This is a genomic window from Granulicella sp. L60, from assembly GCF_009765825.1.
In the GTDB taxonomy this organism is placed as follows: Bacteria; Acidobacteriota; Terriglobia; order Terriglobales; family Acidobacteriaceae; genus Edaphobacter.
Genome location: NZ_LMUR01000020.1, coordinates 357,470 through 383,482, shown reverse-complemented (window position 1 = coordinate 383,482; position 26,013 = coordinate 357,470). Strand labels below are relative to the sequence as shown.

24 protein-coding genes, 1 tRNA gene and 1 pseudogene are annotated in these 26,013 nt (G+C 55.2%); 15 read left to right on the top strand and 11 right to left on the bottom strand.

Features of this window, described 5'->3' with window-relative positions:
- Window positions 1-30 precede the first annotated feature (30 nt).
- Complete coding sequence (locus tag GSQ82_RS20210; RefSeq protein ID WP_158794082.1) at window positions 31-1,371, bottom strand: inositol-3-phosphate synthase; 1,341 nt, start codon at window positions 1,369-1,371, stop codon at window positions 31-33.
- A gap of 216 nt (window positions 1,372-1,587) precedes the next feature.
- Between GSQ82_RS20210 and GSQ82_RS20205 the strand changes: the two genes are divergently transcribed.
- Complete coding sequence (locus GSQ82_RS20205; RefSeq protein ID WP_158794081.1) at window positions 1,588-2,022, top strand: CHRD domain-containing protein; 435 nt, start codon at window positions 1,588-1,590, stop codon at window positions 2,020-2,022.
- 98 nt (window positions 2,023-2,120) lie between these two features.
- Here the strand turns inward: GSQ82_RS20205 and GSQ82_RS20200 are convergent, their stop codons facing one another.
- Window positions 2,121-2,747, bottom strand: coding sequence for a DedA family protein (locus tag GSQ82_RS20200; protein ID WP_158794080.1), 627 nt, complete (start codon window positions 2,745-2,747; stop codon window positions 2,121-2,123).
- A gap of 100 nt (window positions 2,748-2,847) precedes the next feature.
- Between GSQ82_RS20200 and GSQ82_RS20195 the strand changes: the two are divergent.
- The 7 genes and pseudogenes from GSQ82_RS20195 to GSQ82_RS20165 all read left to right on the top strand — a co-directional run.
- A pseudogene (locus tag GSQ82_RS20195) lies at window positions 2,848-3,555 on the top strand (YoaK family protein); the annotation flags it as partial.
- 76 nt (window positions 3,556-3,631) lie between these two features.
- Complete coding sequence (locus tag GSQ82_RS20190) at window positions 3,632-4,474, top strand: chlorite dismutase family protein (protein ID WP_254061799.1); 843 nt, start codon at window positions 3,632-3,634, stop codon at window positions 4,472-4,474.
- Window positions 4,475-4,477: 3 nt separating this feature from the next.
- Window positions 4,478-5,263: an endonuclease III gene (nth, locus tag GSQ82_RS20185; protein ID WP_158794078.1), complete on the top strand. Its 786-nt coding sequence runs from the start codon at window positions 4,478-4,480 to the stop codon at window positions 5,261-5,263.
- Between the two features lie 185 nt (window positions 5,264-5,448).
- Window positions 5,449-6,255: a CAP domain-containing protein gene (locus GSQ82_RS20180; RefSeq protein ID WP_158794077.1), complete on the top strand. Its 807-nt coding sequence runs from the start codon at window positions 5,449-5,451 to the stop codon at window positions 6,253-6,255.
- 166 nt (window positions 6,256-6,421) lie between these two features.
- Window positions 6,422-6,496 (top strand) — tRNA-Asn (locus tag GSQ82_RS20175).
- A 157-nt stretch (window positions 6,497-6,653) separates the two neighbouring features.
- Window positions 6,654-6,803, top strand: a complete 150-nt coding sequence (locus GSQ82_RS20170) for a hypothetical protein (protein ID WP_158794076.1) — start codon at window positions 6,654-6,656, stop codon at window positions 6,801-6,803.
- Between the two features lie 320 nt (window positions 6,804-7,123).
- Window positions 7,124-7,789, top strand: coding sequence for a hypothetical protein (locus GSQ82_RS20165; protein ID WP_158794075.1), 666 nt, complete (start codon window positions 7,124-7,126; stop codon window positions 7,787-7,789).
- 634 nt (window positions 7,790-8,423) lie between these two features.
- On the opposite strand, the gene GSQ82_RS20160 is transcribed toward GSQ82_RS20165, so the two are convergent.
- The 5 genes from GSQ82_RS20160 to GSQ82_RS20140 all read right to left on the bottom strand — a co-directional run bounded on the left by GSQ82_RS20160 (window position 8,424) and on the right by GSQ82_RS20140 (window position 13,081).
- Window positions 8,424-9,104, bottom strand: a complete 681-nt coding sequence (locus tag GSQ82_RS20160; protein WP_158794074.1) for an RNA polymerase sigma factor — start codon at window positions 9,102-9,104, stop codon at window positions 8,424-8,426.
- A 41-nt stretch (window positions 9,105-9,145) separates the two neighbouring features.
- Complete coding sequence (locus tag GSQ82_RS20155) at window positions 9,146-10,330, bottom strand: nitronate monooxygenase family protein (protein ID WP_158794073.1); 1,185 nt, start codon at window positions 10,328-10,330, stop codon at window positions 9,146-9,148.
- A gap of 2 nt (window positions 10,331-10,332) precedes the next feature.
- Window positions 10,333-10,821, bottom strand: a complete 489-nt coding sequence (locus GSQ82_RS20150) for a RidA family protein (protein ID WP_158794072.1) — start codon at window positions 10,819-10,821, stop codon at window positions 10,333-10,335.
- The gene (locus GSQ82_RS20145; RefSeq protein WP_158794071.1) at window positions 10,815-11,537 is read right to left on the bottom strand and encodes an SDR family NAD(P)-dependent oxidoreductase; all 723 of its coding nucleotides are present in this window, start codon (window positions 11,535-11,537) and stop codon (window positions 10,815-10,817) included. Before GSQ82_RS20145 ends, GSQ82_RS20150 begins: the two co-directional genes overlap by 7 nt.
- A gap of 194 nt (window positions 11,538-11,731) precedes the next feature.
- On the bottom strand, window positions 11,732-13,081 hold the full coding sequence (locus tag GSQ82_RS20140) for an epoxide hydrolase family protein (protein WP_158794070.1): 1,350 nt from the start codon (window positions 13,079-13,081) through the stop codon (window positions 11,732-11,734).
- A 259-nt stretch (window positions 13,082-13,340) separates the two neighbouring features.
- On the opposite strand from GSQ82_RS20140, the gene GSQ82_RS20135 reads away from it, so the two are divergent.
- From GSQ82_RS20135 to GSQ82_RS20115, 5 genes are all read left to right on the top strand, one after another.
- Window positions 13,341-13,853: a carbonic anhydrase gene (locus tag GSQ82_RS20135; protein WP_158794069.1), complete on the top strand. Its 513-nt coding sequence runs from the start codon at window positions 13,341-13,343 to the stop codon at window positions 13,851-13,853.
- A gap of 139 nt (window positions 13,854-13,992) precedes the next feature.
- Entirely contained in the window at window positions 13,993-15,261 is a 1,269-nt protein-coding gene (locus GSQ82_RS20130; RefSeq protein ID WP_216847139.1) for an MFS transporter, read from the top strand.
- 53 nt (window positions 15,262-15,314) lie between these two features.
- Window positions 15,315-18,494 carry an efflux RND transporter permease subunit gene (locus GSQ82_RS20125; RefSeq protein ID WP_158794068.1) on the top strand — a complete coding sequence of 1,060 codons (3,180 nt, stop codon included), beginning with the start codon at window positions 15,315-15,317 and terminating at the stop codon, window positions 18,492-18,494.
- 28 nt (window positions 18,495-18,522) lie between these two features.
- Window positions 18,523-19,752 (top strand): efflux RND transporter periplasmic adaptor subunit, encoded by a 1,230-nt coding sequence (locus GSQ82_RS20120; protein WP_158794067.1) that lies wholly within the window; start codon window positions 18,523-18,525, stop codon window positions 19,750-19,752.
- Complete coding sequence (locus GSQ82_RS20115; RefSeq protein WP_158794066.1) at window positions 19,749-21,203, top strand: efflux transporter outer membrane subunit; 1,455 nt, start codon at window positions 19,749-19,751, stop codon at window positions 21,201-21,203. The genes GSQ82_RS20120 and GSQ82_RS20115 overlap by 4 nt, the downstream gene beginning before the upstream one ends.
- Before the next feature lie 49 nt (window positions 21,204-21,252).
- Here GSQ82_RS20115 and GSQ82_RS20110 read toward each other — a convergent pair whose 3' ends face one another.
- Window positions 21,253-22,167: an AraC family transcriptional regulator gene (locus GSQ82_RS20110; RefSeq protein ID WP_158794065.1), complete on the bottom strand. Its 915-nt coding sequence runs from the start codon at window positions 22,165-22,167 to the stop codon at window positions 21,253-21,255.
- 115 nt (window positions 22,168-22,282) lie between these two features.
- Here GSQ82_RS20110 and GSQ82_RS25835 point away from each other — a divergent pair, with 115 nt between their 5' ends.
- Together GSQ82_RS25835 and GSQ82_RS20100 are read left to right on the top strand one after the other, a co-directional pair.
- Window positions 22,283-22,699, top strand: a complete 417-nt coding sequence (locus tag GSQ82_RS25835; RefSeq protein ID WP_371417250.1) for a helix-turn-helix domain-containing protein — start codon at window positions 22,283-22,285, stop codon at window positions 22,697-22,699.
- Window positions 22,700-22,722: 23 nt separating this feature from the next.
- Window positions 22,723-23,529, top strand: coding sequence for a response regulator transcription factor (locus tag GSQ82_RS20100; protein WP_158794063.1), 807 nt, complete (start codon window positions 22,723-22,725; stop codon window positions 23,527-23,529).
- Window positions 23,530-23,936: 407 nt separating this feature from the next.
- Here the strand turns inward: GSQ82_RS20100 and GSQ82_RS20095 are convergent, their stop codons facing one another.
- The 3 genes from GSQ82_RS20095 to GSQ82_RS20085 form a co-directional block, all read right to left on the bottom strand.
- Window positions 23,937-24,719, bottom strand: coding sequence for a response regulator transcription factor (locus tag GSQ82_RS20095; protein ID WP_158794062.1), 783 nt, complete (start codon window positions 24,717-24,719; stop codon window positions 23,937-23,939).
- Window positions 24,720-24,946: 227 nt separating this feature from the next.
- Complete coding sequence (locus GSQ82_RS20090) at window positions 24,947-25,309, bottom strand: hypothetical protein (protein ID WP_158794061.1); 363 nt, start codon at window positions 25,307-25,309, stop codon at window positions 24,947-24,949.
- Between the two features lie 83 nt (window positions 25,310-25,392).
- Window positions 25,393-26,004, bottom strand: coding sequence for a response regulator transcription factor (locus tag GSQ82_RS20085; RefSeq protein WP_254061798.1), 612 nt, complete (start codon window positions 26,002-26,004; stop codon window positions 25,393-25,395).
- Window positions 26,005-26,013: the final 9 nt, after the last annotated feature.

Sequence of the window (26,013 nt, the reverse complement as noted above, 5' to 3'; positions counted from 1 at the left end):
TCGCAGCCGCCGGGTTGGTTCGATGACGGGTTAGTCGCCGTAGTAGTCGAGGCCGAGGTGGGTGATGAGGCCTTCGCCCATGATGTGGCGGAGGGTATTTTTGAGCTTCATGTTCTGGATGAAGAGGTCGTGCTCGGGATAGACGCCGGGCGCGGAGTCTGGGTCCTTGAAGTAGAAGCTGAGCCACTCCTGGATGCCGAGACCGCGGAGGCTTGGGGTGCGGGCTGCGAGGTCCATGAAGAGGATGAGGTCGAGGGCAAGCGGGGCGGCGAGGATGGAGTCGCGGCAGAGAAAGTCTACCTTGAGCTGCATCGGGTAGCCGAGCCAACCGAAGATGTCGATGTTATCCCAACCCTCTTTGTTATCACCACGCGGCGGGTAATAGTTGATGCGGACTTTGTGGTAGAGATCCTTGTAGAGGTCGGGGTGGAGTTCGGGCTGGAAGATGTGCTCTAGGACGCCGAGCTTCGAGACTTCCTTGGTCTTGAAGGAGTCGGGATCGTCGAGGACTTCGCCGTCGCGGTTGCCAAGGATGTTGGTGGAGTACCAGCCGGCGACGCCGAGGTTGCGGACCTTGAAGGCGGGCGCGAGAACGGTCTTGATGAAGGTCTGGCCGGTCTTGAAGTCCTTGCCGCAGATGGGAGCGTTCATCTTTTTAGAGAGCTCCTGCAGGGCGGGGATGTCGACGGTGAGGTTGGGTGCGCCGTTGGCGAAGGGGATGCCTTCTTTGAGGGCGGCCCAGGCGTAGAGCATGGAGGGGGAGATGTTGGGGTCGTTGTCGACGAGGCCTTTTTCGAAGGCTTCGAGGGTCTCGTGGACGGCGGTCTGCTCGAGATAGATCTCGGTGGAGCCGCACCAGATCATGATCTGACGGTCGGTCTTGGTTTTGAACTCGGCGATGTCGTTGCGGATCTGGTTGGCGAGGTCGCACTTGTTCTTGCCGGTCTTGATCTTGGTGCCGGTGAGGCGCTTGACGTAGTGCTGGTCGAAGACGGCGGGCATGGGCTCGATGGACTCGAGGAAGGGACGCATCTGTTCGAGCTGGTCGCGGTCGAGGACCTGGGCGGTCTTGGCGGCGTCGTAGAGGTTGCCGCCGAAGATGTCCCAACCGGTGAAGACGAGATCGTTGAGATCGGCGATGGGGGCGAAGTCTTTGATGAGGGGGCTGCGGGCGTCGGTGCGTTTGCCGAGGCGGATGGTGCCCATCTGGGTGGTGGAACCGATGGGTTTGGCGAAGCCGCGACGGATGGCTTCTACGCCTGCGATGAGGGTGGTGGCGACAGCTCCCATGCCGGGAATCATGACGCCGAGTTTTCCTGTTGCGGGCTTAATGCTGGCCGCGTCTTGCGTAGCGGCTGGGGGTGTAGACATTCTGGCAGTACCCTTCTATGGTGCGATTTTTCCGTGTGATGCGGACTCTTTAGTATCGCTCACGGTGGAGGATGGGGGCAAATGTCGGCTGTATCAATCCAGCAAAGAGGTTGCCGGCAGTTCGCTGGCGACTAAAGGATTGGCTGTGAGTTGGGTTCCAGCATCAAATAGACAATAAGCTTCTGAACAATTCAAAAGGAGAAACACATAATGAACATGAATCGCCGTTTTCGGGGAGCGGTCATCGCGTCCGCCCTTGCGTTTGCATCGATCGCTGCGCAGGCAGCCACCATTGCGTTGAAGGCGACACTGAATGCTGCGTCTGAGGTTCCTCCAAAGAACAGCAGCGGAACAGGAGTTCTGACGGCGACGCTGGATACCGCGACGAACGAACTTACGTATCACGTGACATTCGATGGGCTGACGGGAGCAGCCGTGGCGGCTCACTTTCACGGTCCTGCCGCTCCTGGAGCGAACGCCGGACCGCAGGTTGCGGTCAAGACTAGTCCGATTGTGAGTCCTATTGATGGGACGGCGACGCTGACTCCGGAGCAGGAGAAGGATCTGCTGGCTGGGAAGTGGTACTTCAACATCCATACGGCTGCGAATGCGGGTGGGGAGATTCGCGGACAGGTGATGCAGGACAAGTAGGGACTGGCTCAACATCACGCAAGCCGATTGGCCTGCGTGATGTTGAGCTCAGATTTTTTGTGACGAGGCATGATTGCAAGAGAGGCTCACGCCAGATGTCAGGCTGGCTCGGTGCGGATGCGGTTCTTCCAGTGGGAGACGACGAACCAGATGATGCCGCCGAGGAGGACTGCTTCTACGGCGAGGTGGAAGCGGTGGAAGACTGCTTTGAACTCGGGGTTGGTGTTCCACTGGGCGCCTAGCTTCATGCCGATGTAGGCGAGGGCGTAGCACCAGGGCCAGGAGCCGATGAAGGTGTAGATGTGGAAGCGAAGCTGGTTCATCTTGGCTACGCCGGCGGGGAAGGCGATGAAGGTGCGGACGATGGGGAGCATGCGTCCGATGAGGACGGCGATGGAGCCGAAGCGGGCGAAGAAACTGTCGACGCGGTCGAGGTCGTGGCGGCTGAGCAGGAGGTAGCTGCCGTAGCGCTCGACCATGGGACGTCCGCCGCGCGCGCCGACCCAGTAGGCGGGGATGGAGCCGAGGTTGGAGGCGAGGGATGCGACGGTCGCGAGGAGGATAAGGTCGAGCTGCGTGTGCGCGAGTGCCCATCCGGCGAGAGGCATGATGACCTCGGATGGGATAGGAATGCAGGCGGACTGGATGGCCATGAGGAGAATGACGCTGGCGTAGCCGCCGGCAGCGATAGCTCCGACGAGGAGGGCGATGATTTTTTCTGACATGCAGGTGCAGTATAGCGGGTCGAGATTAAGGAGACGGTGAATGCGCGTGACTCAGGAGGGTGGATTGCGGATGGGGCGGGAGGGTGGTTTAGCATGAGGTATGCCGCTGCACTATCTGCGCAGGCTGACGGGAAGCAAACGGACGGATTCGGCTAATCGCCACCTGGCCAGATATCTGGCCTTTGTTGCCGGGTCTGCGAATGCCGGGGGATTTCTAGCGGTGAGGCAGTATACGTCTCATATGTCGGGCATTGTGTCGGCGATGGCGGACGGGCTTGCGGTGTGGAGTCTGCCGCTGGTGATGCATGGTCTGGCGGCGGTGCTCTCGTTTCTGTGTGGGGCGTTCGTGACGACGCTGCTGATCCGGTGGGCGCGTGCTCGGGAGCTGGAGAGTGAATATGCGCTGCCGTTGATCGTCGAGGCGGCTCTGCTGTTGGTGTTCGGGCTTACGGGCGAGGAGTTTGCCGGGGGACGCGTGCTGGGAACGGTGATGCTACTGTGTTTCACGATGGGGCTGCAGAACGCGATGATTACGAAGATCTCGAAGTCGGTGATTCGTACGACACACCTGACGGGGATGGTGACCGATATCGGGATTGCGATGGGACGGATTGCGTCGAGGGCTGAGCGAGAGACGATTGCAAGCGAGCTGACGGCGCTGCGGCTGCTGACCTCGCTGGTGGGGCTTTTCTTTGTGGGCGGAGTGACTGGAGCGGTGGGCTTTCGGCACCTGGGATTCTTTTTTACGGTGCCGCTGTCGGCGGTGCTGCTGTTGCTGGCGGCGATGCCGGTGATGGACGATGTCCGGCGGCTAACTCACAGCAATGCTTGAGGGGATGGCAGGCCCCTTTGCATGGCGGGGCTGTTCGCGAGACAATCGGGGCATGGCAGAGAATATTGCGTTGAAGCATGATGGTTCGGAGTTGAAGGCGGCGACAGGGGTTTTGGAGGCGCCAGTTGCGGCAGCGGGGACGGCTTCGACGGGGCGTCCGGCTAGCAGCTATGGTGCGCAGCCGCATGATCCGTCGAAGCCTGCGGTAAAGAGGCAGATTGTCTGCTTCAGTTTCTATAAGGTGATGCCGGAGTGGCGCAGGCTGCCGGAAGAGGAGAAGGCGGCGCACAGGGCGGCGTTCGTCGAGGTGTTGACGAAGTGGAATAAGCCGGGTGAGTTTGTGTCGCTGACGTATTCGACGATTGGGACGCGCGGCGATGTGGATATGTGCGTGTGGTCGATCGGGTATGGGGTAGACGAGTTGAACCAGATGCGGAGCGAGTTGATGCGGACGCCGCTAGGTGGGTATTTGAACTCGCCGCATAACTTTCTGGCGATGACGAAGCGGTCGCAGTATCAGATTGACCGGCCGGATGAGAGTGAAGGCGAGGGACGCGGGGCGATTCGTCCGGGTGGACAGAAGTACATCTTCATCTATCCGTTCTGGAAGACGAGGCCGTGGTATCTGCTCCCGGCGCCAGAGCGGAAGCGGCTGATGGATGAGCATATCCGGATTGGGCTGATGTATCCGCGGGTGAAGCTGAATACTACGTACTCGTTCGGGATCGACGACCAGGAGTTTGTGGTGGCGTTCGAGACTAACTTTCCGGAGGACTTTCTGGACCTGGTGCAGCAGCTTCGGGAGACGGAGATCAGCATGTTTACGCTGCAGGACACACCGATCTTCAGCTGCGTGCGGGTGACGCCGGCGGAGATGCTGAACCGGCTGGGGTAGCGGATGGCGAAGACGACGGTGGTTCGGACTGGGAGTTCGGCTAAAGGCGCGAAGGCAAAGGCGGTAGTTGGGGCGAAGGCTCGGGCGATTGCTGCGAGTGAGCCGGTTGCGGCGAAGAAGCGTGCGGGCAAGACACAGAAGCCGCTTGATCCAGCGCGGGTGGCGGCGATTCTGGATGCGCTGCGGAAGACGTATCCGGGGGTGGTCTGTGCTTTGACGCATAAGAATGCGTGGGAGCTGACGGTGGCTACGATTCTGAGCGCGCAGTGTACGGATATACGAGTGAACCTGGTGACGCCAGCGCTGTTCAAGGCGTTTCCGAATCCGAAGGCGATGGCGAGCGCTTCCCTGCCGGAGCTTGAGGAGTTGATTCGGACAACGGGATTTTTTCGGAATAAGGCGAAGTCGATTCAGGGCGCGGCGCGGTTGGTGACGGAGGAGTTTGGGGGGAAGGTTCCGCAGACGATGGAGGAGATTCTGCGGCTGCCGGGGGTGGCTCGGAAGACGGGGAATGTGGTGCTGGGGTCGTGGTATGGGATTGCGGTGGGCGTGGTGGTGGACACGCATGTGATGCGGCTGTCGCGGAGGCTGGAGTTGACCAAAGAGACGGCGCCAGAGAAGGTGGAGCGGGATCTGATGAAGATACTTCCGCAGGACCGGTGGATCGCGTTTTCGCATGAGCTGATTCATCATGGACGGCAGATCTGCATTGCGCGGAAGCCGAGATGCGTGGACTGCACGCTGGAGAGGCTCTGCAACTCTTCGGATAAGACTTGGAGTTCGCACTAGCTTCCTGATTTGTAGGTTGAAGTTCTCTGCGCGATCGTGTTCTGAGATCTGTATAGATCTCTATTTCTGTTGATTCGGCATCTAAAGTCTTCACCTGCTCCTCCGATAGAGGAAGGAGGTGAACTCCTGTGCTGACGCTAAAGTGGTATGCCCTTGTGCCCTGCTGCAAACCTAGAATCGGGTTCATGCAGCTGCGACTTCGGCACCTCTCGCTCGGTATTCCTTCGATTGCCTTGATCGCTGCATTTGCAGTGTCCGCTGCTGCGAGCGATCTTCGCAGTCAGAGTGTAGGGCAGCCTGAGGTGAATCTAACGGTTGCGGAACAGTATCTGTTTGCGGCTGCGAATGAAGAGCGCGTGCATGAGGGGCTTTCTCCGCTGCGCTTCGATCCGATGCTGATGGAGGCCTCTGCCTCGCATGCGAGGGAGATGGCTGAGCATGAGACCATCTCGCATCAGTTCGATGGAGAGCCTGAGCTGGCGGACCGCGGCGCCGAGGCGGGTGTCCATTTCAGCCTGATCTCGGAAAACGTTGGCGAGGCTCCGAACTCGGTGATCATTCACGATCTGTGGATGCACTCGCCGGGCCATCGCGCGAATCTGCTGGATCCAAATGTCGATTCGATTGCGATTGCGGTGGTGGTGCGGGGCGATCAGCTGTATGCGGTTGAAGACTTTGCGAGCACCGTGGAGACGCTCTCGCTGGATAAGCAGGAGAGCACGATTGCGGATGTGATTGGCCGCTCGGGCCTGCGCGTTTCGCAGACGACCGATGAGGCGCGGCAGACGTGCGCGATGAGCAAAGGCTATGCAGGATCGCGACAGCCCTGGTACATCATGCGCTATACGGCTTCGAGCCTGGACCAGATTCCGAACCAGTTGAAGACACGGCTGGCTTCGGGTAAGTACCACCAGGCAGTAGTAGGGGCTTGCTCGGTGGATCGGAAGAGTCCGTTTACGGCTTACAATATTGCGGTTCTTCTCTACCCCTAAATCCAGGTCAGTTTCCTTTCTAGGCGTTGTTCGCTCGACAACGCAGACACTTGTTCACGACTGTGTGTTGTGGTTTGGACGATCGCTTCGTTTTTGCCCTTTGACCGCCCTATCCTTATTTGTTATAACAATGAAGGCGACATCTGCACTGGTGGATCCAAGATATTCCTGAGTAGCTCAATGGCAGAGCATTCGGCTGTTAACCGAAGGGTTGTAGGTTCGAGTCCTACCTCAGGAGCCATAAAGTAAACATAATCAGCAGCTTGCAGGAGCCACCCGAGAGGTGGCTTTCTTCGTTTTGGCTGAGTGGCTGTTTTGATGGCTGTTCCGTTATATCGTGGCTGTGTACAGTTTCACCTTCACCTTAGTTGTCGAAATGGTTCACTCTCGGAGATGCCATGAGTCCCACGTTTCAGGAACAACTGATGGCCCTGCCGGTGCAGCGGGTCACTACGGTCATTCGCGTCAACCTGTTTTTGGACGATTTCAATGAAGCAGAAGCGCAGCTAGTTGCTTGGGTCACCGTACGAAACTCAGATTACATCTGAGGAAGCAAATCACAGCTTTGCGCGTGATCGGTTCCGAGTCGACTTCAGCCGTGGCGACGGTGTGTTGGCTCTGCACCTGGAGGAACCCGACAATTCCGAGGTTGATCGAATATGGAGTTGTGATTTCAGTCTGGAACGCTCGATAGAGCGGGTTACGTTCTGTACGCGGCTGAACTTCCGGCAGCCTCAAACCGTCAACCGATTTCCGGCTTCACGTGCGCCGAGACTTTTGGGAGATATAGTCAGCAGGGCAAGAGCGTCTGACGTATGGGAACTCTCCACTTCTGTTCGAACGATCTCCCCAAGCGACATTCCGTTCGTTGAAGAACTTATCGACAGCACCGCTCGCACTCTACGCGACTATCGGGCAGGCCGATACCGCGGGGCTGTTTCAGATCGAAAGCCGTGCCCAAATGTCTGCTCTGCCGCGTACGAAGCCGAAATGCTTCGCCGATCTGTCGATGCAAGTTGCCATTATCCGCCCTGGACCTGTGACAGGAAAGTTCGTCAATCTCTATATCGCACACAGGCTTGGGCGAGAACCCATTACCTATCTCCATTCGTCCTTCAAGCCATTTCTGGAACGAACACTTGGTGTGCCGTTGTTCCAGGAGCAGGTGATGAAGATTGGTATGGTCGCCGCAAATCTGTCAGGTGGAGAAGCCGAGGAGCTACGTAAGGCGATGGGTGGCAAACGATCTGAGTCGATCATAGCCGGACTAAAAGCCCGACTACACGAAGGCATGGCCGCTAACGGATTTGACGCGTCGACGCAGGAAGAAGTGATGCGGGTTCTCTCGACTGTGAAAGAATTTATGTTCCCCGAATCGCACGCCCACAGCTTTGCCTCCATTGCGTATTCGAGCGCCTACACCCGATATCATTACGCAGCAGCTTATACCTGTGCTCTCTTCAATAACCAGCCGATGGGATTTTATTCACCAGCCACGATTGCGAATGATGCAAAACGGCAGACGTTAATCTGAGATCGCATGACTTCCATTGAGATCTCGCTCTTTCGCGCGGCTGTTCTATCCCCTTAACTATCGGCGACGGTGACCCACCAATCAATGCCGTCATGATCAATAATGGCTTGATCCAACAAGTTTCCGACTGGAGCGAGCAGAGATCGTCCGCGAAGCAAGGGAAACGCCTTGAGATCCTCAGGTAAGGCAACCACTGGGACAGACCTTAGTGCTGAAGCACATGCAAATTGAACTAGATCGTACTTTGTTGCAGGGACACTCAGTGTTGCACTGACGTAATTATCTGCTAACCATGCGGCACTAATAGCCGTTTGATGAGATCTTGCGACGTTAAAACACTTCCATGACGGACGTCCTCGAACAGACTTACGCCTCTCCCCTATAACCATTGTCTACATGATAATTCCAAGGTACTCGGATTCGTCGATCATTTATTTGCGTCACGAGATCAGTGAGAAGTTATGGTCTAACTTCGCTCGCATTCCTCACAGAAAAATGCAGGTTACTTCCACGGCACCAACTGGTCGCACTTGGAGGTCGCGTGAATTGATCGCGAGACAGGATTTACTGGTTTAACCCTTTAGGCTCGTGGTTACGCTAGAGAGTCGCGATCGCAGCATCTCTTTTTGCCTAACTAGTGAAGGTTAGTCTTGACCCTCGACCGGCAGCCAGTATTGATCAGCAAACCTAACCTTGTAGTTGCCCGGTAAAGCCTCGACTTGGCGGCAGCCTCAGAGATGTTTAGCTGATAGGCAACTTCCCTCGCCGAACAGTCTCCCGCAATGTGCATTTGAACGGCCTCCCTTAGGCCTGCAGGGAGTTTGTGTATCGCCTGCATCAGCTTCGCCTGTGACTGCTGTTGTTCGAAGATTTGTTCAGGGTTCGGAGCCCAGTCTCTGAGTTCCTCAATAGCACTCTCCTCCTCTTGTTGATAAGTTGAGTCGAGTGAGGTTTCTGGCCTACAGCGGCGCTTGCGTAGGATGCCCAATGCCGAATTAATTGCAATGCGCGTCAACCAGGTCGAGAAGCTGGCCCGGCCCTGAAAGCTCTCCAGAGCTATAAATGCACGAAGAAAGGAATCCTGGAGTGCGTCTTCGGCATCTTGCGCGTTCTTAGTAATGCTTAAAGTAGTTCTGTAGATTCGCCGTGAGTAGAGATCCCAGAGTTCCTTGAACGACGCCCCGCAGCCTGATTGCGCGGCGACGACCAAGTGATCATGACTCAGCCGGGTAGCGTTGTCAAAGGCTCTACTTATGTCGTTGCCCAATGGCGAAGGGACTACCATCGGAGTGCGGTATTCACTCGAAAGCGTCATAGCTTCCTCCAAACCTCAATCGAGGTACTTCTAGTTTAACGTTATCTTTTTGCACGTTGTTCACGATTACAATCAACAACGGGATCGGCAACAGCGGAAATCTCGGACACCAATATCTCCAGTAGAGTTTTCGCATCACTCTGTCTGCTCAGGCTTGCACTCTGTCCTGCCCAAAGTTGGAGAAGCTCCGTTCTGCCAGCCTTCTCCGCGGGGACAGCAAGATTTTTGACGAGCTGCCGCTGCAGCGGGTACGGAAGAATCTCTACACCTGGGCGATTGAGTTCCTCGATCAGCTGATTGTGTACTCCGCGAGCAAGTCGTCCAGTAAAGCCTTTGGTCAATGAAGTTCGTTGAGCTGTCGGACTGAGAAGCGCGTTGCGATGGTTGACACTTGCACCGGCATCTTCGGTTGCCAAGAAAGCCGTGCCGATCTGTACGCCCTCAGCGCCAAGGGCAAAAGCCGCGATAATGCCGCGTGCATCAGCGATACCTCCTGCAGCGACTACCGGCACCGAAATTGCATCCACAACCTGAGGCGTGAGCGAAAATGTTCCGATAAGCGAATCCTCAGCGGGCATCAGAAAAGAGCCGCGGTGGCCGCCCGCTTCAAAGCCGGAAGCGACAATCACATTGACTCCCGCCTGACCAAGAACTATGGCCTCGGCTACGGTCGTCGCGGTTCCAATGGTAATGATTCCGTGGGCCCGACATTCGTTCAGAATCTCCTGCGGCGGTACTCCCATGACGAAACTAAAGGCGGGAATCTTTGCATCGAGCAAAACACGCACCTGATCTTCAAAACGGACTGGAGTATAAGACTTGTGATCCGGCAGAGCTGCGCCCAGTGCTTCTATATGTCCAGCCAAGTGTTTGAGACTTCGTGCAAACTCCTTCCTGCCAGAGGTGCGTGCTCCTTCATCTTCTGTCGAGACCCATAAGTTCATTGCGAAAGGTTTGACTGTAAGTTCACGAATCTCAGCAATGACGTCCTTGATTGCAGAAGCGGCTAAACCATGCGCTCCAAAAGAGCCCAAGCCGCCAAAATTCGAGACCGTTGCTGTCAATCTCTGCGTCGAAAGACCACCCAGAGGGCCTTGAATTATCGGGTAGTCAATGCCCAAGATGGAAGAGACGCGAGTCTTGTTCCACGGTGTAGACGGACTGGTGGATTCGTTTTGCACTGCTGCTCTCCGCAGGTGATCAGGGTTAGTGACTTCTACCTTCATTGCTATGCATCAACTTCGAAGATCACATCGAGTTCTACTGGCACTCCGAGGGGAAGGCTGGCGACCCCTATCACAAGCCGGACCGAAGTTCTTTCGAGGCCAAAGACATCTCGAAACAAATCCGAAGCAGCGTCCGCTACCTTGGGTTGATCGTAGAAATCCCCGAAAGTTGCAAGGAACACTCCAAGACGGAGCACGCGAGTCACTCGATCGAGTGAGCCCAAGTGCTCTTTCGCTGCGGCCAGAACACCCAAAGCCGCTACATAGGCTGCATCTCGTCCGGCGTCGAGATCGAGCTCCTTCCCGAGCCGGCCAACATGCTTCGGTTTATGGTCAATAACCGGAAGCATTCCGCTAAAAAAGAGCAGATTGCCCGTCTGCACTGTCTCGACGTAAGTGCCAAATGGTGTCGGTGCGGCTGGGAGCTGTATGCCAAGGTCCTTCAGTCGTCGATCAGCACTATGCGACTGCGAACCTCTATCCGCTACCATCGGCCCACGTGTGCACCGCCGTCGACGTGCAGTACCTCCCCGGTTACGTGGCGAGCTTTCGTCAGAAAAACAACGGCCTCAGCAATATCCTTTGCGTCGGAGATTGTGCCCATGGGCGAAAGACTCGCCATGAAGTCCCTCGGAGTATTGGTGTGGAGGGGGGTATCGACGATACCCGGCGCCACAGCGTTAAAGCGAATTTCTTGTTTTGCATATTCACTAGAAAGACTGCGAGTGATGGCCTCAAGTCCACCTTTGGTGATCATCGGAACCGAAGCGGTAACGCCTGCAATAGGGTTGTCCACCAAGGACGAGCTGATGGTCGTGATGCTACCGCCGGTACCCTGCACCAGCATCTGCTTCACCGCGAGCTGGGTAATGAAGATAAATCCCACGAGATTGGTGGAGACGAAACTTTGGAATTCGTCAGCGGTGTAGTCGGTGAAAGGCTTAACCGAGAAAATTCCAGCGTTATTAACGACATGGTTGATCGAGCCAAATCTTTCTATCGCTGTCTGGGCGACGTTCTTAGCTGTCTCTTCCTTGCCGATGTCTCCATCGACGATTGCGAGGTCAGCCGATGGCTCGAAGCCGGCCTTCGTAGCGCTGCGTGACGTTGCGACAACTCGATAGCCGCGTTCCAGGAACAGTCGCACTGTGGCTGCTCCGATCCCCTGCGAGGCTCCTGTAACAAGTACGGTTTCTTTGTTCTGCATAAAATCTCCTTCGGTCTGTAGTTGAAGTACCTAATCTGGTTTGTCTCCGCTTGCGTTCTTTGTTCCTTGCGAGTGAAGCTTGGTTTACAAAGCGATCTCACCAGAGATAGGAGGAACCAACAATTGGACGAAGGTATTGTTCGATACCTTCGTATTTACTCGGCATACCGTCATGCAATGTTGAAGGACAAACGTTAACGCAACGTACTGAAAGAAGCGCGCATCTCTTCCGAGAAAAACTCTGGCTGTTCCCATGCTGCGAAGTGTCCACCCTTCGGGAGCCGGTTGTAATGGATGAGTTTCGGATACGCTTTCTCTGTCCAACTCCTCGGAGCGGCGTAGATCTCATCCGGAAAGACGCTGACAGCAACCGGAATAGCGACATGCTTCGGGGCGAAGAAGATGAGCTTATTTTCCCAATACAGGCGAGCTGAGGAGACCGCCGTCTTCGTCAACCAGTAGAGAGTGATGTTCTCGAGGATGTCGTCTCGCGTAAGACCCTCGGACTCACCTCTAAAGACGCGTACGATGAGTGCCTCACTAGCTGAGTCGTGGTCGAGGATCCATGCCGCCAGCCCGATAGGTGAATCTTCTAGTGCGTACAGCGTCTGCGGGCGATTGCTCATCTCCTGGGCGTATCCAAGACCGCGCTTATAGAAAGAATCGAGCTGTTCATAGGCCCGCCTCTCCTCCGTGGAGAGGCTCGTCGGTGGTGTGCCGCCGGATTGGAGCGCCTTGGCAATGTCGTCAGGCACGGTGGCGGGCATGTTGGTGTTGATGCCAAGTAGCCCTGGTGGTGCAAGCAGAGCCATCTGCTCCGTAGCTGCATTTCCCCAGTCGCCGCCTTGCGCGACGTACCGCGTATATCCGAGGCGCTTCATCAGTTCGATCCAGGCGCGTGCGATGCGTATAGGATCCCAGCCGGTTGTGGTGGGCTTCCCCGAAAACCCGTAGCCAGGTATCGATGGAATCACGACATCGAATGAGTCTTCTGCCTTTCCATCAAGCGCGGTCGGATTCGTCAGTGGATCAATGATTTTCAGATGTTCGATCACCGACCCCGGCCATCCGTGCGTGATAATCATCGGAAGCACATTCGGATTCTTCGAGCGAACATGAATAAAGTAAATGTCGACGCCGTCGATGTTCGTTATGAACTGCGGCAACGCGTTTAGTCTCGCTTCGACCTTGCGCCAGTCATACTCCTGCCAATAGTGTGCGAGTTCGCACATCGTTGCCAGTTGCACACCTTGCGATTTATCCGAGACTGTCTCCTTATCTGGCCAACGGGTAGCCGAAATCCGTCGACGAAGATCCCCGAGTTGATCTTCTGGGACGCTGACGTGAAAGGGACGGATCGAATCGCCCACGGCCTTAGCTGCCTGCTCTGAGTGGAGACTGGTGCCAAGATCGGCTTCAGCGAAGCTGGCAGAACCGAGCAGAAAACTTCCAGAAGCACCAGCGGCTGCTAAGGTTCGAAGAAAAGCGCGCCGGGTAGGCGGTAACAATGCGTTAGGGTGCTTCACTGCCTCATCTGCGGTCATAACGGGTCTCCTAGCAGTTGGTTCTCATTTGCATCGAGCCGGGATGCATTCCATTCCCGCGATTAAGCCAGAAGCACGAAAGCGAATCCATTAGACGATGGTGTCGCAAATACCTAGGTGTTAGCCGCCACTCGTACGTGCATACACCAAAGTATTACCAATACCATCGTCCAATTGATTTCGACTTACGCCTCCGGCTTAATCGAGAAACGCTGTCGCAACCAATCCCGGACTTGCAAAGCGATCTAGGAGAATCCCAATGAGCTTGATCGAACACGCGATCGTCGCAAATCGCAAAAGTGCAGAGCACCATGACCCTTCACTGGCAAACAAGCCAGCTCCGAAAATTGCAATCCTTACATGTATGGATCCACGGCTGAATGAACTGCTCGAATGGTTCGACATTAAGCCTGCCGACGCGGATGTGATTCGGAACGTCGGAACGGCAGCGACGGAGGATGTTGTGCGGTCTCTCATGTTCTCGATCCACGTTCTTGGTGTGCGGGAGATCATGCTCGTCGGACACACGGGCTGCGGAATGGAAATGTTCACGGAAGAAGAGTTCGAGAAACATCTACACACACAGTGCGGCGTGTGGGCAGTATCCCCGGATAGATTCCATTTCTATTCCGACGTTAATTTAACAACACAGAAGCAGGTACTTAAACTCAGGTCTCACCCGTGGATTCCTTCAGACGTAGTGATTCGTGGATTTGTCTTCGATTTGTCCACAGGAGACTTAAGAGAAGTAACATCGAAGGACGCCGGATAGTGGAATTCTCCCTATGGCGCGCACGGAGAACGACTACATCGCTGCGACTGCGTGAATGCATTTGTCAAGCGTCATCAACCTGGCAAAAAACTTTGTCATGATTCGTGGAATGCCTGCATGCCGCAAATAGGAGAGTGCCGTGACCAACCCTCGCATCATAACCGCTGGTCCAGACACACCCGCAGTAGCTTCCCGCGGCAAAATCATCATGATGGCGATCGTCGCCGGCGCGGTGATCACCAATATCTACTGCACCCAGCCGATCCTACCGTTGATAGCTTCGGGGCTCCGGGTCAACCTAGCGACTGTCGATCTCGTCGCCGGCGCTGCTCTGCTCGGCTTCGCGAGTGGGCTAGCGCTTCTGTTGCCGCTGGGTGATCGTTTCGACCGACGCAAGCTTGTACTCGCTCAGATTGCCCTCGCCTTCGGCTTTGCCATAGCAGCGGCAATCGCGCCCGGGATCTGGCTACTGATCGCTGCCTCCTATGGTCTTGGCGTCGTCAGCTGCGTGCCCCAGCAGCTCGTACCGTTCGCAGCCGTTATGTCGCTGCCCAGCGAGCGCGGGCGAAATGTTGGGACGGTTGTCAGCGGCATTATGGTTGGGATCCTAGTTGGCCGTACGATCAGCGGCGTGGTTGGAGCGGCCTGCGGCTGGCGTGCGGTCTATGGGCTGGCAGCGTTGTTTATGATCCCGGTCTGGATCGCGGCCGCTTCGCTACTCCCCCGGGGTTCGCCGACTACAGACCTTTCTTATGGGCGCCTGCTCGCATCGCTCTGGCCGCTGGCTCGGGACAATCGTCCGATTCGTGAATCGATGATCGTCCAGGCGCTGTTGTGGGCCTGCTTCAACGCCTTTTGGGTCAATCTGGCGGCGCTCCTGGCGAACGGACCACGGCACCTTAGCAGCGCCTGGGCGGGCGGTTTCGGCCTCATCGGAGCGGCCGGTGCGCTTGCCGCTTCACTCAGCGGACGCGCCTCCGATCGGCTCGGGCCCCGGACCGTCATTGCAGCAAGTATTGGCTTCGTCACGCTTGCCTACGTACTTCTCTTCGGCGCGGAGTCGTCGCTTACTTTGCTTGTGATCGGTGTCGTCGTACTCGATATCGGGGTGCAATCGGGTCTAGTGTCCAATCAGACTCGCGCCTTCGCAGTCGATCCGAAGGCGCAGGGCCGCATCAACAGCCTCTATATGACCGCAACGTTCTCCGGCGGCGCCATTGGCGTGATCATCAGCGGCTGGCTGATGACACGCTTCGGCTGGACTGGCATTGCCGTCTTTGGTTTAGCGCTCGCACTGGTGGCTTCCGCAATTCATTGGATTGGCGCTCCTCATCGAACGCGGATTCAATCGAGCTCGAATTTCGAGCCGCCAATAGAGGGAAGTCGGATCTCATCGAAGCTCGATTGAGGTGAACCGCGGAAGCTCTGTACGCACATGTAGAAAGATTCGAGGGTACTGGAATGTGGATCGTCAAAGTTGCTCTGAGCCGTCCCTATACTTTTATCGTGCTGGCGCTGCTCATTCTCATTTTGAGTCCGGTTGTGATCTTGGGGACGCCGACCGATATCTTCCCAAACATCAACATTCCAGTCGTTGCTGTCGCCTGGACCTTCACCGGCCTGAGCCCGGAAGAAACGGAAGGCCGTATCACTACCGTCTACGAGCGTGTGCTCACTACGACGGTAGACAACATCGAGCATATTGAGTCCACGACGATCAACGGAACAGCGATTGTCAAACTCTATCTGCAACCGAGTGCCAGCGTCGATCGGGCGAATGCACAGGTTACCGCTATTTCCCAGTACATTCTGCGCCAACTGCCACCGAGCGCCCTTCCTCCGCTCGTTCTCAATTACAGCGCTTCCACGGTTCCCATTCTTCAACTTGGCGTCTCTGGAAAGAATCTCACGGAATCGCAGCTCAACGATATTGCTCTGAACTTCCTGCGTACTCAGCTGGTCACGGTGCCGGGTGCGGCTGTTCCGTTTCCTTTTGGTGGAAGAACGCGGCAGGTCATGGTCAATCTCAATCAGGGTTTGCTGCAGTCCAAGGGACTTTCGCCAAATGATGTGTTGGCCGCACTCGGCAACGAAAACCTGATCCGGCCTGGCGGAACGGCCAAGATGGGTAATTTTGAATACGACGTTGACATGAATGTCGATACGAAGACCGTCCAGGAACTGAACGATCTACCCATCAAAACAATTGGTAGTTCCACCATCTATATGCGGGATGTTGCGACGGTCAGCGACGGCTTTGCGCCGCAAACAAACATCGTCCGTCAGGACAGCAGCCGCGGCGTGCTCGTAACAGTTCTGAAAGCTGGGGACGCCTCAACGATTGATGTAGTCAAAGGTATCCGCAAACTTCTGCCTCGTGTTGCTCAGACTCTTCCGCCAGCGCTCAGAATTCAGCCCCTCTCGGATCAATCCGTCTTCGTTCAGAACTCCATCAACGGCGTTGTTCGAGAAGCCATCATCGCAGCCGCACTCACAGGGCTGATGATTCTTCTTTTTCTTGGAAGTTGGCGCAGCACTCTCATCATCGCCATTTCAATTCCGCTCTCCATCCTGACTTCGGTGATGACCCTGAGTTTCCTGCACCAGACGATTAACATCATGACCCTCGGCGGCTTGGCGCTTGCCGTCGGTATTCTCGTCGATGACGCCACCGTCACCATCGAAAACATCGAGCGTCATCTTGAAGAGGGCGCTGCACTGCATGAAGGCATCCTCGAAGGAGCTGCGCAGATTGCCGTTCCTGCTCTGGTGTCGACCCTGTGCATCTGCATCGTCTTCCTGCCTATGTTCTTCCTAAGCGGGGTCGCAAAGTTCCTCTTCGTACCTCTTGCCGAAGCAGTCATCTTTGCCATGATCGCGTCGTACCTCCTGTCCCGCACCTTGGTGCCAACTCTGGCGATGTACCTGCTGAAAATTAAGAGTCACGACAACAAGCAGACGCGTAATCCACTCGTGCGGTTTCAGCAAGCATTCGAACGGCTCTTCGAAAAGGTGCGTCTTGCGTATTCTTCTTTGCTAGAGCAACTAGTTTCGATCCGAAAGGTCTTTATCCCCGGCTTTCTGATCGCTTGCGTTTGTGTCTTTTTGCTCATCCCATTTCTTGGCCAGGATTTCTTTCCTGCTACCGACAGCGGCCAGTTCATCCTGCATGTACGCGCCAAGACAGGAACTCGAATCGAGGAGACGGCGCGCCTGGCGGATCAAGTTGAAAACGGCATCCGGCAGACCATCCCGTCGAGTGAAGTCAATAATATCCTCGACAACATTGGCCTGCCGTTCAGCAACATCAACTACATCTATAACAACTCAGGTCTCACCGGAGCTGCCGATGCAGATGTGCTGGTCTCTCTCAACGAAAAGCATCACCCGACCGGGGACTACGTGCGCACGTTGCGCGAGAAGCTACCTCGCCAATTTCCCGGTGTGACCTTTTACTTCCTGCCTGCCGACATCATGACCCAGACCCTGAACTTTGGTTTGCCTGCACCGATCGATATCAAGATTGATGGTCCTGACATCGACAACAACAGCCGCATTGCCGACAAGATGATGGCCGAGCTAAGCCATGTTCGTGGCATCACGGATCTGCGAATTCAGCAGCAGGGTGACTATCCCAAGTTACACATCGCGGTCGATCGCACGAGGGCCGCGCAGGGAGGCTTCACCGAACGTGACATCGCCGACAGCATGTTGATCTCTACCAGCGGCAGCTTCCAGGTCACGCCCATGTTTTATCTCAATCCAAAGAATGGCGTCTCCTACAGTCTCGTTACGCAGACTCCTCAATACGACCTTCAGTCGGCAGATGATCTCCGCAATATTCCCATTAGTGGTCCAAACCAGAAGAAGCCAGCCATCCTCGCTGATGTGGCGACGATTCAGCGCACCAATGAGCTCGCCTCGATCAATCACTACAACATCCGTCGCGTCGTTGATATCTACGCTTCAGTGCAGGGCCGCGATCTCGGCGCAGTGGGACGCGAGGCAACGCACATTGTGGATGAAAATCGTAAGTCCCTTCCACGCGGAAGCTTCGTAACTCTTCGCGGTCAGTACGGCACCATGCGCACGTCCTACATCGGCCTGATCGGTGGCCTTGGCTTTGCCATCATCCTCGTATACATGCTCATCGTGGTCAACTTCCAATCCTGGCTAGACCCATTCATCATCATCACTGCGCTTCCGGCAGCGCTGGCTGGGATCGTTCTCTTCCTCTTCATCACGCACACGACACTTAGCGTTCCCGCTCTTATGGGAGCCATCATGTGCATGGGCGTTGCGACCGCCAACAGCATCCTTGTCGTAGCCTTCGCCAAAGAGAGGCTTCTCCTTCATGGCAATCCGACTGCCGCCGCTATCGAATCTGGAACCACTCGCTTTCGTCCTGTCATCATGACGGCACTCGCCATGATCATTGGCATGATTCCCATGGCCCTCGGCGTTGGCGATGGTGGCGAACAAAATGCTCCCCTGGGCCGTGCGGTCATCGGGGGGCTACTCTGCGCCACGGTGGCGACTCTGATATTTGTTCCGTCCGTTTTTGCGCTTCTGCACAACGGAATGAAATCTGCGGATAAGCAGCCCACCATCAATCCGGACAACGAACTTTCGCAGGCATAGTCCCGCCTCGAGAAAATGGAGACGTCCCATGAGCAACATTGAGAACAAACCATCTGAAACTCCCTCAGCTGTTTCGGAACAACCTTCACCCGCACCACCAAAATCATCTTCCCGCTGGCTCCTGTCGGGCCTGACACTTGCGGTCATAATCCTCGCAATTCTCATCTACACCGGTATCCGCGAACGCGCCAATGCAGAGACAACTCTTGGCACCAGTACGGAGCGAGCCGCAATACCAACCGTAAATGTTGTTGTCCCTGTGACAGGCACAGCAGCTCAGGAGATCGTATTGCCCGGTAATACGCAGGCGTTCAACGAGACACCTATCTACGCTCGCACCAATGGCTACCTCAAACAGTGGCATGTAGATATCGGTGCCAAGGTCAACCGCGGGCAGTTGCTTGCGGAGATCGACACTCCTGAGATCGATCAACAGTTGGAGCAAGCCCGAGCCGACCTCAAGAATGCTCAGGCGAATGAACGTCTAGCCGAAATCACTTCGACGCGCTGGCAAGATCTTCTCAAGACAAACTCTGTCTCCAAGCAGGAGACAGACCAGGCGATCCAAGATCTCAGTGCGCGGCAGGCATCGGTCGATTCCATGACTGCCAACGTCCATCGGCTGGAGCAGTTGCAGTCTTTTGAGAAAGTCTATGCTCCCTTTTCTGGCGTCATCACTGCACGAAACACGGACATCGGCGCACTGATCAACGCTGGAGCCGGCGGCGTACCCCAGGAACTGTTCCATATGGCATCGATCAACAGGCTGCGCGTTTATGTCGCTGTGCCGGAAGTCGATTCCCCGGCTGCACAGACTGGAGCCAAAGCAACTCTCACTCTCGATGAATTCCCCGGCGAGACCTTCGAAGGAACAATCGTTCGCAACTCCGATTCGATTGATTCTGCCTCCCGCACGCTGAATGTCGAAGTAGATGTGAACAATCCGCAGGATCGCATCAAGACGGGAGCCTACGTCTTTGTGCATCTCACCCGCCCTCACGCTGTAAACAACTCCACCCAATCGCTTACGATTCCAGCCAACACCTTGCTCTTTCGGTCAGAGGGTCTGCGAGTCGGTGTCGTTCGTGATGAGCGCGCGGAGTTAGTTCCCATCAAAATCGGACGCGATTTCGGATCGACCGTCGAAGTGGTCATCGGCCTCAAGCCTACTGATCACATCATTGTGAATCCATCGGACTCACTGATCAGCGGCACGCGGGTTCAGGTCAGCGCACCGCAGGCAGGAGGTTCGAAATGAAGCGTCAAGTCTTTGCTTGTGCATGTTCGTTCAGTCTGTTTCTCGCCGGATGCCTGGTCGGCCCGAAGTATGTCAGACCAATCGTCGCCTCTACTCCAGCATTTAAGGAGCAGCCACCCGAATCTTTCAAGGAGGTTGATGGCTGGAAGCCGGCACAGCCAGGTGATCAGACCCTTCGCGGCAAGTGGTGGGAGATCTTTAACGACGAGCAACTCAACGCACTGGAAGACGAATTGACCGTCAATAACCAGAACCTTAAGGTGTCGGAGGCTCATTTCCGGCAAGCGCGTTCCATGATCCGCTTCAACCGTGCTGCGGAGTTTCCTACCATCTCGACCTCGCCAAGCGTCGTCAATGAACGAACCTCTGCGAACGCTCCCTACTTTCCACAACAGTTCGCGAACAACGGCACCGGCAACTACACGTTGCCATTCGATCTCTCGTACGAAGTAGACCTGTGGGGCAGGATTCGCCATGCTGTGAACGCATCTCGCGAAGAGGCGCAGGCCAGCGCCGCCGACCTTCAGACCGCTAACCTGAGCCTGCACGCTGAACTTGCCGTAGACTACTTCGAACTACGCAGCGCAGATGCTCAGAAAAAGCTTCTGGACGATACAGTCAAGGCGTATGCGAACGCTCTGAAGCTCACGCAGGATCGCTTCACCAATGGCGCCGCGCCAAAATCTGATGTTGCTCAGGCGCAAACTCAACTGGATGGAGCGCAGGTCGCAGATACCGACGTTACCGTCGCACGGACGCAGTATGAGCATGCCATCGCGAGCTTGATCGGAAAACCTCCAGCCACGTTCAGTATCTCCTTCGCGCCGCAAACTCCTCTAAAGCTTGCTATTATTCCGGTCGGGCTACCTACCAGCCTGCTTGAGCGCAGGCCCGACATTGCCGCCACAGAGCGTCGGGTAGCAGAAGCGAATGAGCAGATCGGCATTGCTCGCGCTGCATATTTTCCGTCTTTGACTCTGAACGCGGCAGCCGGATTTGAAGGAAACACGATTGCCAATTTGTTCAACTGGTCAAGTCGTCTCTGGGCCGTCGGGCCCCAGATGTCGGAAACGATCTTTGATGGCGGGCGTCGTCGCTCTGTCTCTGAAACAGCAGCAGCAAACTACGACGGCACAGTGGCCGCGTATCGGCAAACAACCCTCACCGCGTTCCAGGAGGTGGAAGACAATCTTGCCGCACTGCGCATCTTGGAGCACGAAGCGCAACAACAGCAGGAGGGCACAGAATCCGCCTCCGAATCCCTACAGCTCTTTACGAATCGGTATCAGGGCGGTGTCGACAACTATCTTCAGGTCATCACCGCGCAAACCATACTTCTAATGAATCAGCGCAATGACATTGATCTTCAGCGCCGGCGAATGGATGCGACCGTACTTCTCGTCAAAGCTGTTGGTGGCGGATGGGATACGACCCGACTGCCAAAGTTTTGAGACCGTCGTCGCAAGTCAGGCAACGCTCCCCCCGCGAGAGCGTGCAGGGTCATTCAGCCTGACTACGATACTTCATGGGTGTAACTCCAACCTTCCGGCGAAAGACTTTTGTGAAATGACTTGCGTCCGAGAAGCCAGCCGCAGCGCCGGCATCACCGATGCTGAGTTGTGGATCGCGAAGATACCTCTTCGCACGTTCAATTCGGCACTGCAACACATATTGATAGGCAGTCAATCCCGTACTCGCCTTGAACAACTCGCAGAAGTAATGTGGACTCATACCTGCTAATTCGGCAAGCTCCCATAGCCGCACCTCCTGAGCATAGTTCTGGTTGATGAAATCAAGGACTCGGTTGAGACGAGCTGTAGGCATTCCGCCGGTTAGTTGAAGGTTGTTGGTTCTACTTCGCGTCGAATAGCGCCGAATGAGATAGTGGCCAAGTGTCAATCCGAGAGACTCCCCATAGAGGGGACCCGCGGGCGAGCCATCTTCAAGATCGGCATGCATAGCGAGCATCAAGGACTGGATATGGCGATCACGAAGATTCCAGTGCGTCGTCAGGTCGATCTCATCGAGGTGAGCCGTGTTCTCAAGTGAGCGTGAAAGGAACCCCGGCTCCATGACCAGAACGATCCGCGTTGTCGGACCTGACCAGGTAAGCCTGTCGCGAGTGCCTGCCGGCAAGAGATAGATTGTGCCGGGACTGTTCGTTGCACTGTGACTCCTCCCCTCTGTGGTCCACTGCGCCTTGATTTCACCTTTTGTAAGTAGATTGACGAAGTGGGTTGGGTGATCATGATCTGGGATGGCCACACCTGGGATGTCGCTGAACGACTCCAGGGCGATCCCTTTCCAACCAGCACCCTTGCTTGTAATTGACGAGCGGGTTGGGAAAGGGCACAAGGTGCAGCTGCCCTTCATCACCTCGACTGCATCGACAGGAAGAACCCCGGAGTTGGCCATTGGTCGTACCTCGGCACACGGAAGATCGTAGGAAGAGGATACCGATATTTCGGGCCTGCCGGTTTTTTTGACCGATTAAATCGGAAGAATTGACCAACGCCGGAACATTTGACCAATCTTTTCGCGTTACTGTGTCGACATCCTCATTCCGCAGAGAAGTCAACGAGGGGAGCCTCATATTACTAAGGAAGTCTGGGACAGGATCATCGAATACATCCACGAGAACGCCAGTGGAAACATCAGTTTGGCGGACATGGCAAAGATCGCCGAATTGACGCCGCATCATTTTGCGTCATTATTTACGAAGACGACAGGACTCAGTCCGCACCAGTATGTTCTGCGAGTGAGAATCGAGCGCGCCAAGATTCACCTAAACGATAATGCGCTGAGTATTGCGGAAGTTAGCAGGCTTATTGGCTTTAGAAGACAAGAACACTTTACAAAAGTATTTCGGAGAGTAGTAGGAGTCACCCCGAGTAAATTTCGTCAAGAGCTGGCACACGGTGTTGGTGGGAGAAACCCGTTAGCCTAGATCTCACCATTAAGGAGGCCGATATGGATTTTATTGTGAGCAGAACTCGGTTGGAAAATGGAACGAGTTCGCCAATTGATCACCGACTAGGGTTTACAGGGACATCAAGGCTCGCACCGGTCGTTTACATCGTTGCCCCGGACGAGGCCGAGCGCGAATCACTCGAGCGATTAGTACGATGCGAAGGGTGGCATCCGAAGGCTTTTGGATCAGCTGAAGAGTTCCTCGCCCATCCGTCTGAAACTGTGCCCAGTTGCTTGTTGCTGGACGAGTATCTTCCGGGCTTAAGCGGTCTCGAACTGCAGAAGCTTACAGCGGTAGAACACCCTCACGTTGCGATCATCTTTCTCAGCGGCAAAGGCCACATACCCACTGCTGTAGAAGCCATGAAGGCGGGAGCTGTTGAATTCTTCACGAAGCCTTTCCTAAACAACGAGCTTCTGAGCGCTGTCAGAAAGGCTTTCGAGCGAAGTCGTGTTGTTGTTGCGAAAGGGGCGCAGAGACAAGCCCTTCAAAGGAGTTACGCCTCTCTCTCAATGCGCGAACGGCAGGTCATGGCGTTGGTGTCTTTTGGGCTCATAAACAAGCAGGTCGGCGGAGAACTCGGCATCAGCGAGATCACGGTAAAGGCGCATCGAGGCCAAGTGATGCAGAAGATGCATGCAAACTCTTTCGCAGATCTGATCAAGATGGCCGCCAAGCTTGGACTCTCCAAAATGAATGAGCTTCCTCGGGTCCCCAGTAAAATAGCTGCTACTGATCTTACCGACGTACTTCTCGACCCGTATCGCGCTAGCGTATTAGAAGCCTTCCGCGTTAAAGGAGATTAGGCAGTTGCCAACAGACCGCCTCGAATGAGGAGGGTTTTGTCTCTAAAATCCAAAGACGTACTTGCCACTACACAGGTTCTCGGTAATTAAAAACGAGGTTTTTGGACACTTAGACCTAAAACCTCCCATCTGGACGCCCTGATGCACTGACCAGAAATGCGAACTAACCGAAAACGTTGACTTTGACGGAATGGCTAGCTCGTGCCAAACACTTCGGGCTGTCTTTGTGGAATCAGCTATGGCCCGATGACAATTGTTGCGTAAGTCTTCCTCATATCCGCGCTCGTTCCTATCAAGACGCTTGTTGAGATCGAGCCTGGTGTTTTTGGAATTTTGAGACAAACTCCTCTTATTAGTGGGTGGATTGCCGGAGTACTTCCTGCTTTTCCTGAGTGCGGACAAGCTGCCTATGGTATGCCAGCGCGGTAAGAGTCGAGAAGTACGCCAGTAAGATCAGTGGCAGAAACATCATGGCGAAGCCCATGAAGTTCTTTCCTCTTGGAGACTCCAAGCTTGGTGGCCATCTTTATCAGGTCTGTGAAAGAGTTGGCCTGCATCTTCTGCATCACTTGGCCACGGTGCGCTTTGACCGTGATTTCGCTGATACCGAGTTCCACACCGACTTGCTTGTTCAATAGTCCGGAAGAGACCAACGCCATGACCTGCTGTTGTCGGCATGAGAGCGAGGCATAGCATTTCCGGAGTGCTCGCTTCTCCGCCTCTCTAGTAAGAATTTTGCGACTCCGATCGAGGGCTTCTCGGAAAGCACTCAAAAGTCTCCTGGGTAGGAAAGGCTTGGTGAGGAATTCGACGGCTCCTGCCTTAATGGCTTCTACAGCAATGGGTATGTCGCCTTTGGCGCTGAGAAAGATGATTGCAATATCAGGATGGTCTATCGCGACACGTTTTTGCAGTTCGAGTCCACTTAAACCTGGAAGAGACACGTCCAGAAGCAAGCAACTGGGAACGACTTCGAGAGGATGCGCGAGAAACTCTTCGGCCGACGCAAAGGTCTCCGGATGCCAACCTTTGCATTCTATTAGTTGCTTCAATGATTCGCGCTCGGCTTCGTCCGGCTCGACGACGTAAATGACCGATGTGACCCTTAATGCTTCTGTAGAAACTAGTCGATGGTCGGTAGGTGAGCTCGTCCCATCTTCCAAGCGAGATCCCGTCAGAACTAAATCCATATCGGCCTCCTCAATGTCCCCGCGATTTGCATTGAAGGTATTGTTCGGGGATTTTGTAATTCGAACTTTCTGATCGAAATTACTCAGCGGGGAAAAGCTCGATTACAGGAACTACTATGGAGCAACGCAGGTTTACTAGGAACCCGCATCCGAGTGGTTCTTTTTCGTTCTATAGTCCTACCGATGGTCCGACTTTTTGTGGAAAGAAGGTGTGGGAGACAGCATTTCTAAGGTGCGATGTGCTTTCTTCCGAATAGTCGGGCATCGATCGACCACGCGCCCGGTCCAATCATCGCCAACGTCCCACCGAGGACCGCCAATATCAACGACAACCCACTGCCGCCGCCAGCCAAGGCAATCCACACTTCGATGACTACTATCAGCGCGCCAGTCAAGGGTGTCCACAAACCCAGCATGATCAGTAATCCCAGCACAGCTCCGGCAACTTGCGGGATAAGTAGCCCAGCCTCAGAAGCATGATTAAGCGCCACAACTCCATGGAGTACCAGGACGACTCCTGTAACCAGTCGTTGAATAAAGATGCCGAAACCTGGCCACCCGTTCGCGAAGGTTGTAAATAGTCGTTGCACGTTATCCCCAATAGGGAGGATATCGCTCTTTGCAACGCCGGGGAACGACCGAAGGTCGGAACGAAGTTCCTACTTTTGGGTGATTAGAGTTCAATAATTCCGCGCTTGAGGCCAATCGTGACAGCGTGCGCTCGATCGCTGGCATAGAGCTTGGAAAGAATATTCGTGACACGGCTCTTGACCGTCGCCTCAGCGATTGAAAGTAGGTCGGCGATCCGCTTGTTGGAATTCCCCGCTGCAATCAGCTTCAAAACCTCGATCTCGCGATCGCTCAACTCGTCATCCGTGGCGTGTTCAGCCAGCTCGGCGGCGACCTCAGGAGGTATCCTCTTTCGCCCCTCCATTACCAAATGAATCGTTTCGAGCAGCTCTCGATCATGCCCTTTTAAGATGTAAGCCCGGGCTCCCGCGCGGAGGGCGCGCAGCACCTGAGCGTCGCCGTTATAAGTCGTCAGAACAATGATCCGTGCGTCAGGGAACTCACTCAGAATACGGTTCATCGCCTCAATTCCGTTGAGGCCAGGCATCTGGAGATCCATCAGGGTCACATCTGGACGATGAGCGCGAAACTTCTCGATGGCCTCTTCGCCGTTGGAGGCCTCCGCGACCAACTTCAGGTCAGGCTCCGCATTCACCACGGCCGCAATGCCCTTGCGAAGAAGAGGGTGATCGTCCACCGCGAGAATTCGGATCATGCCAGGAAC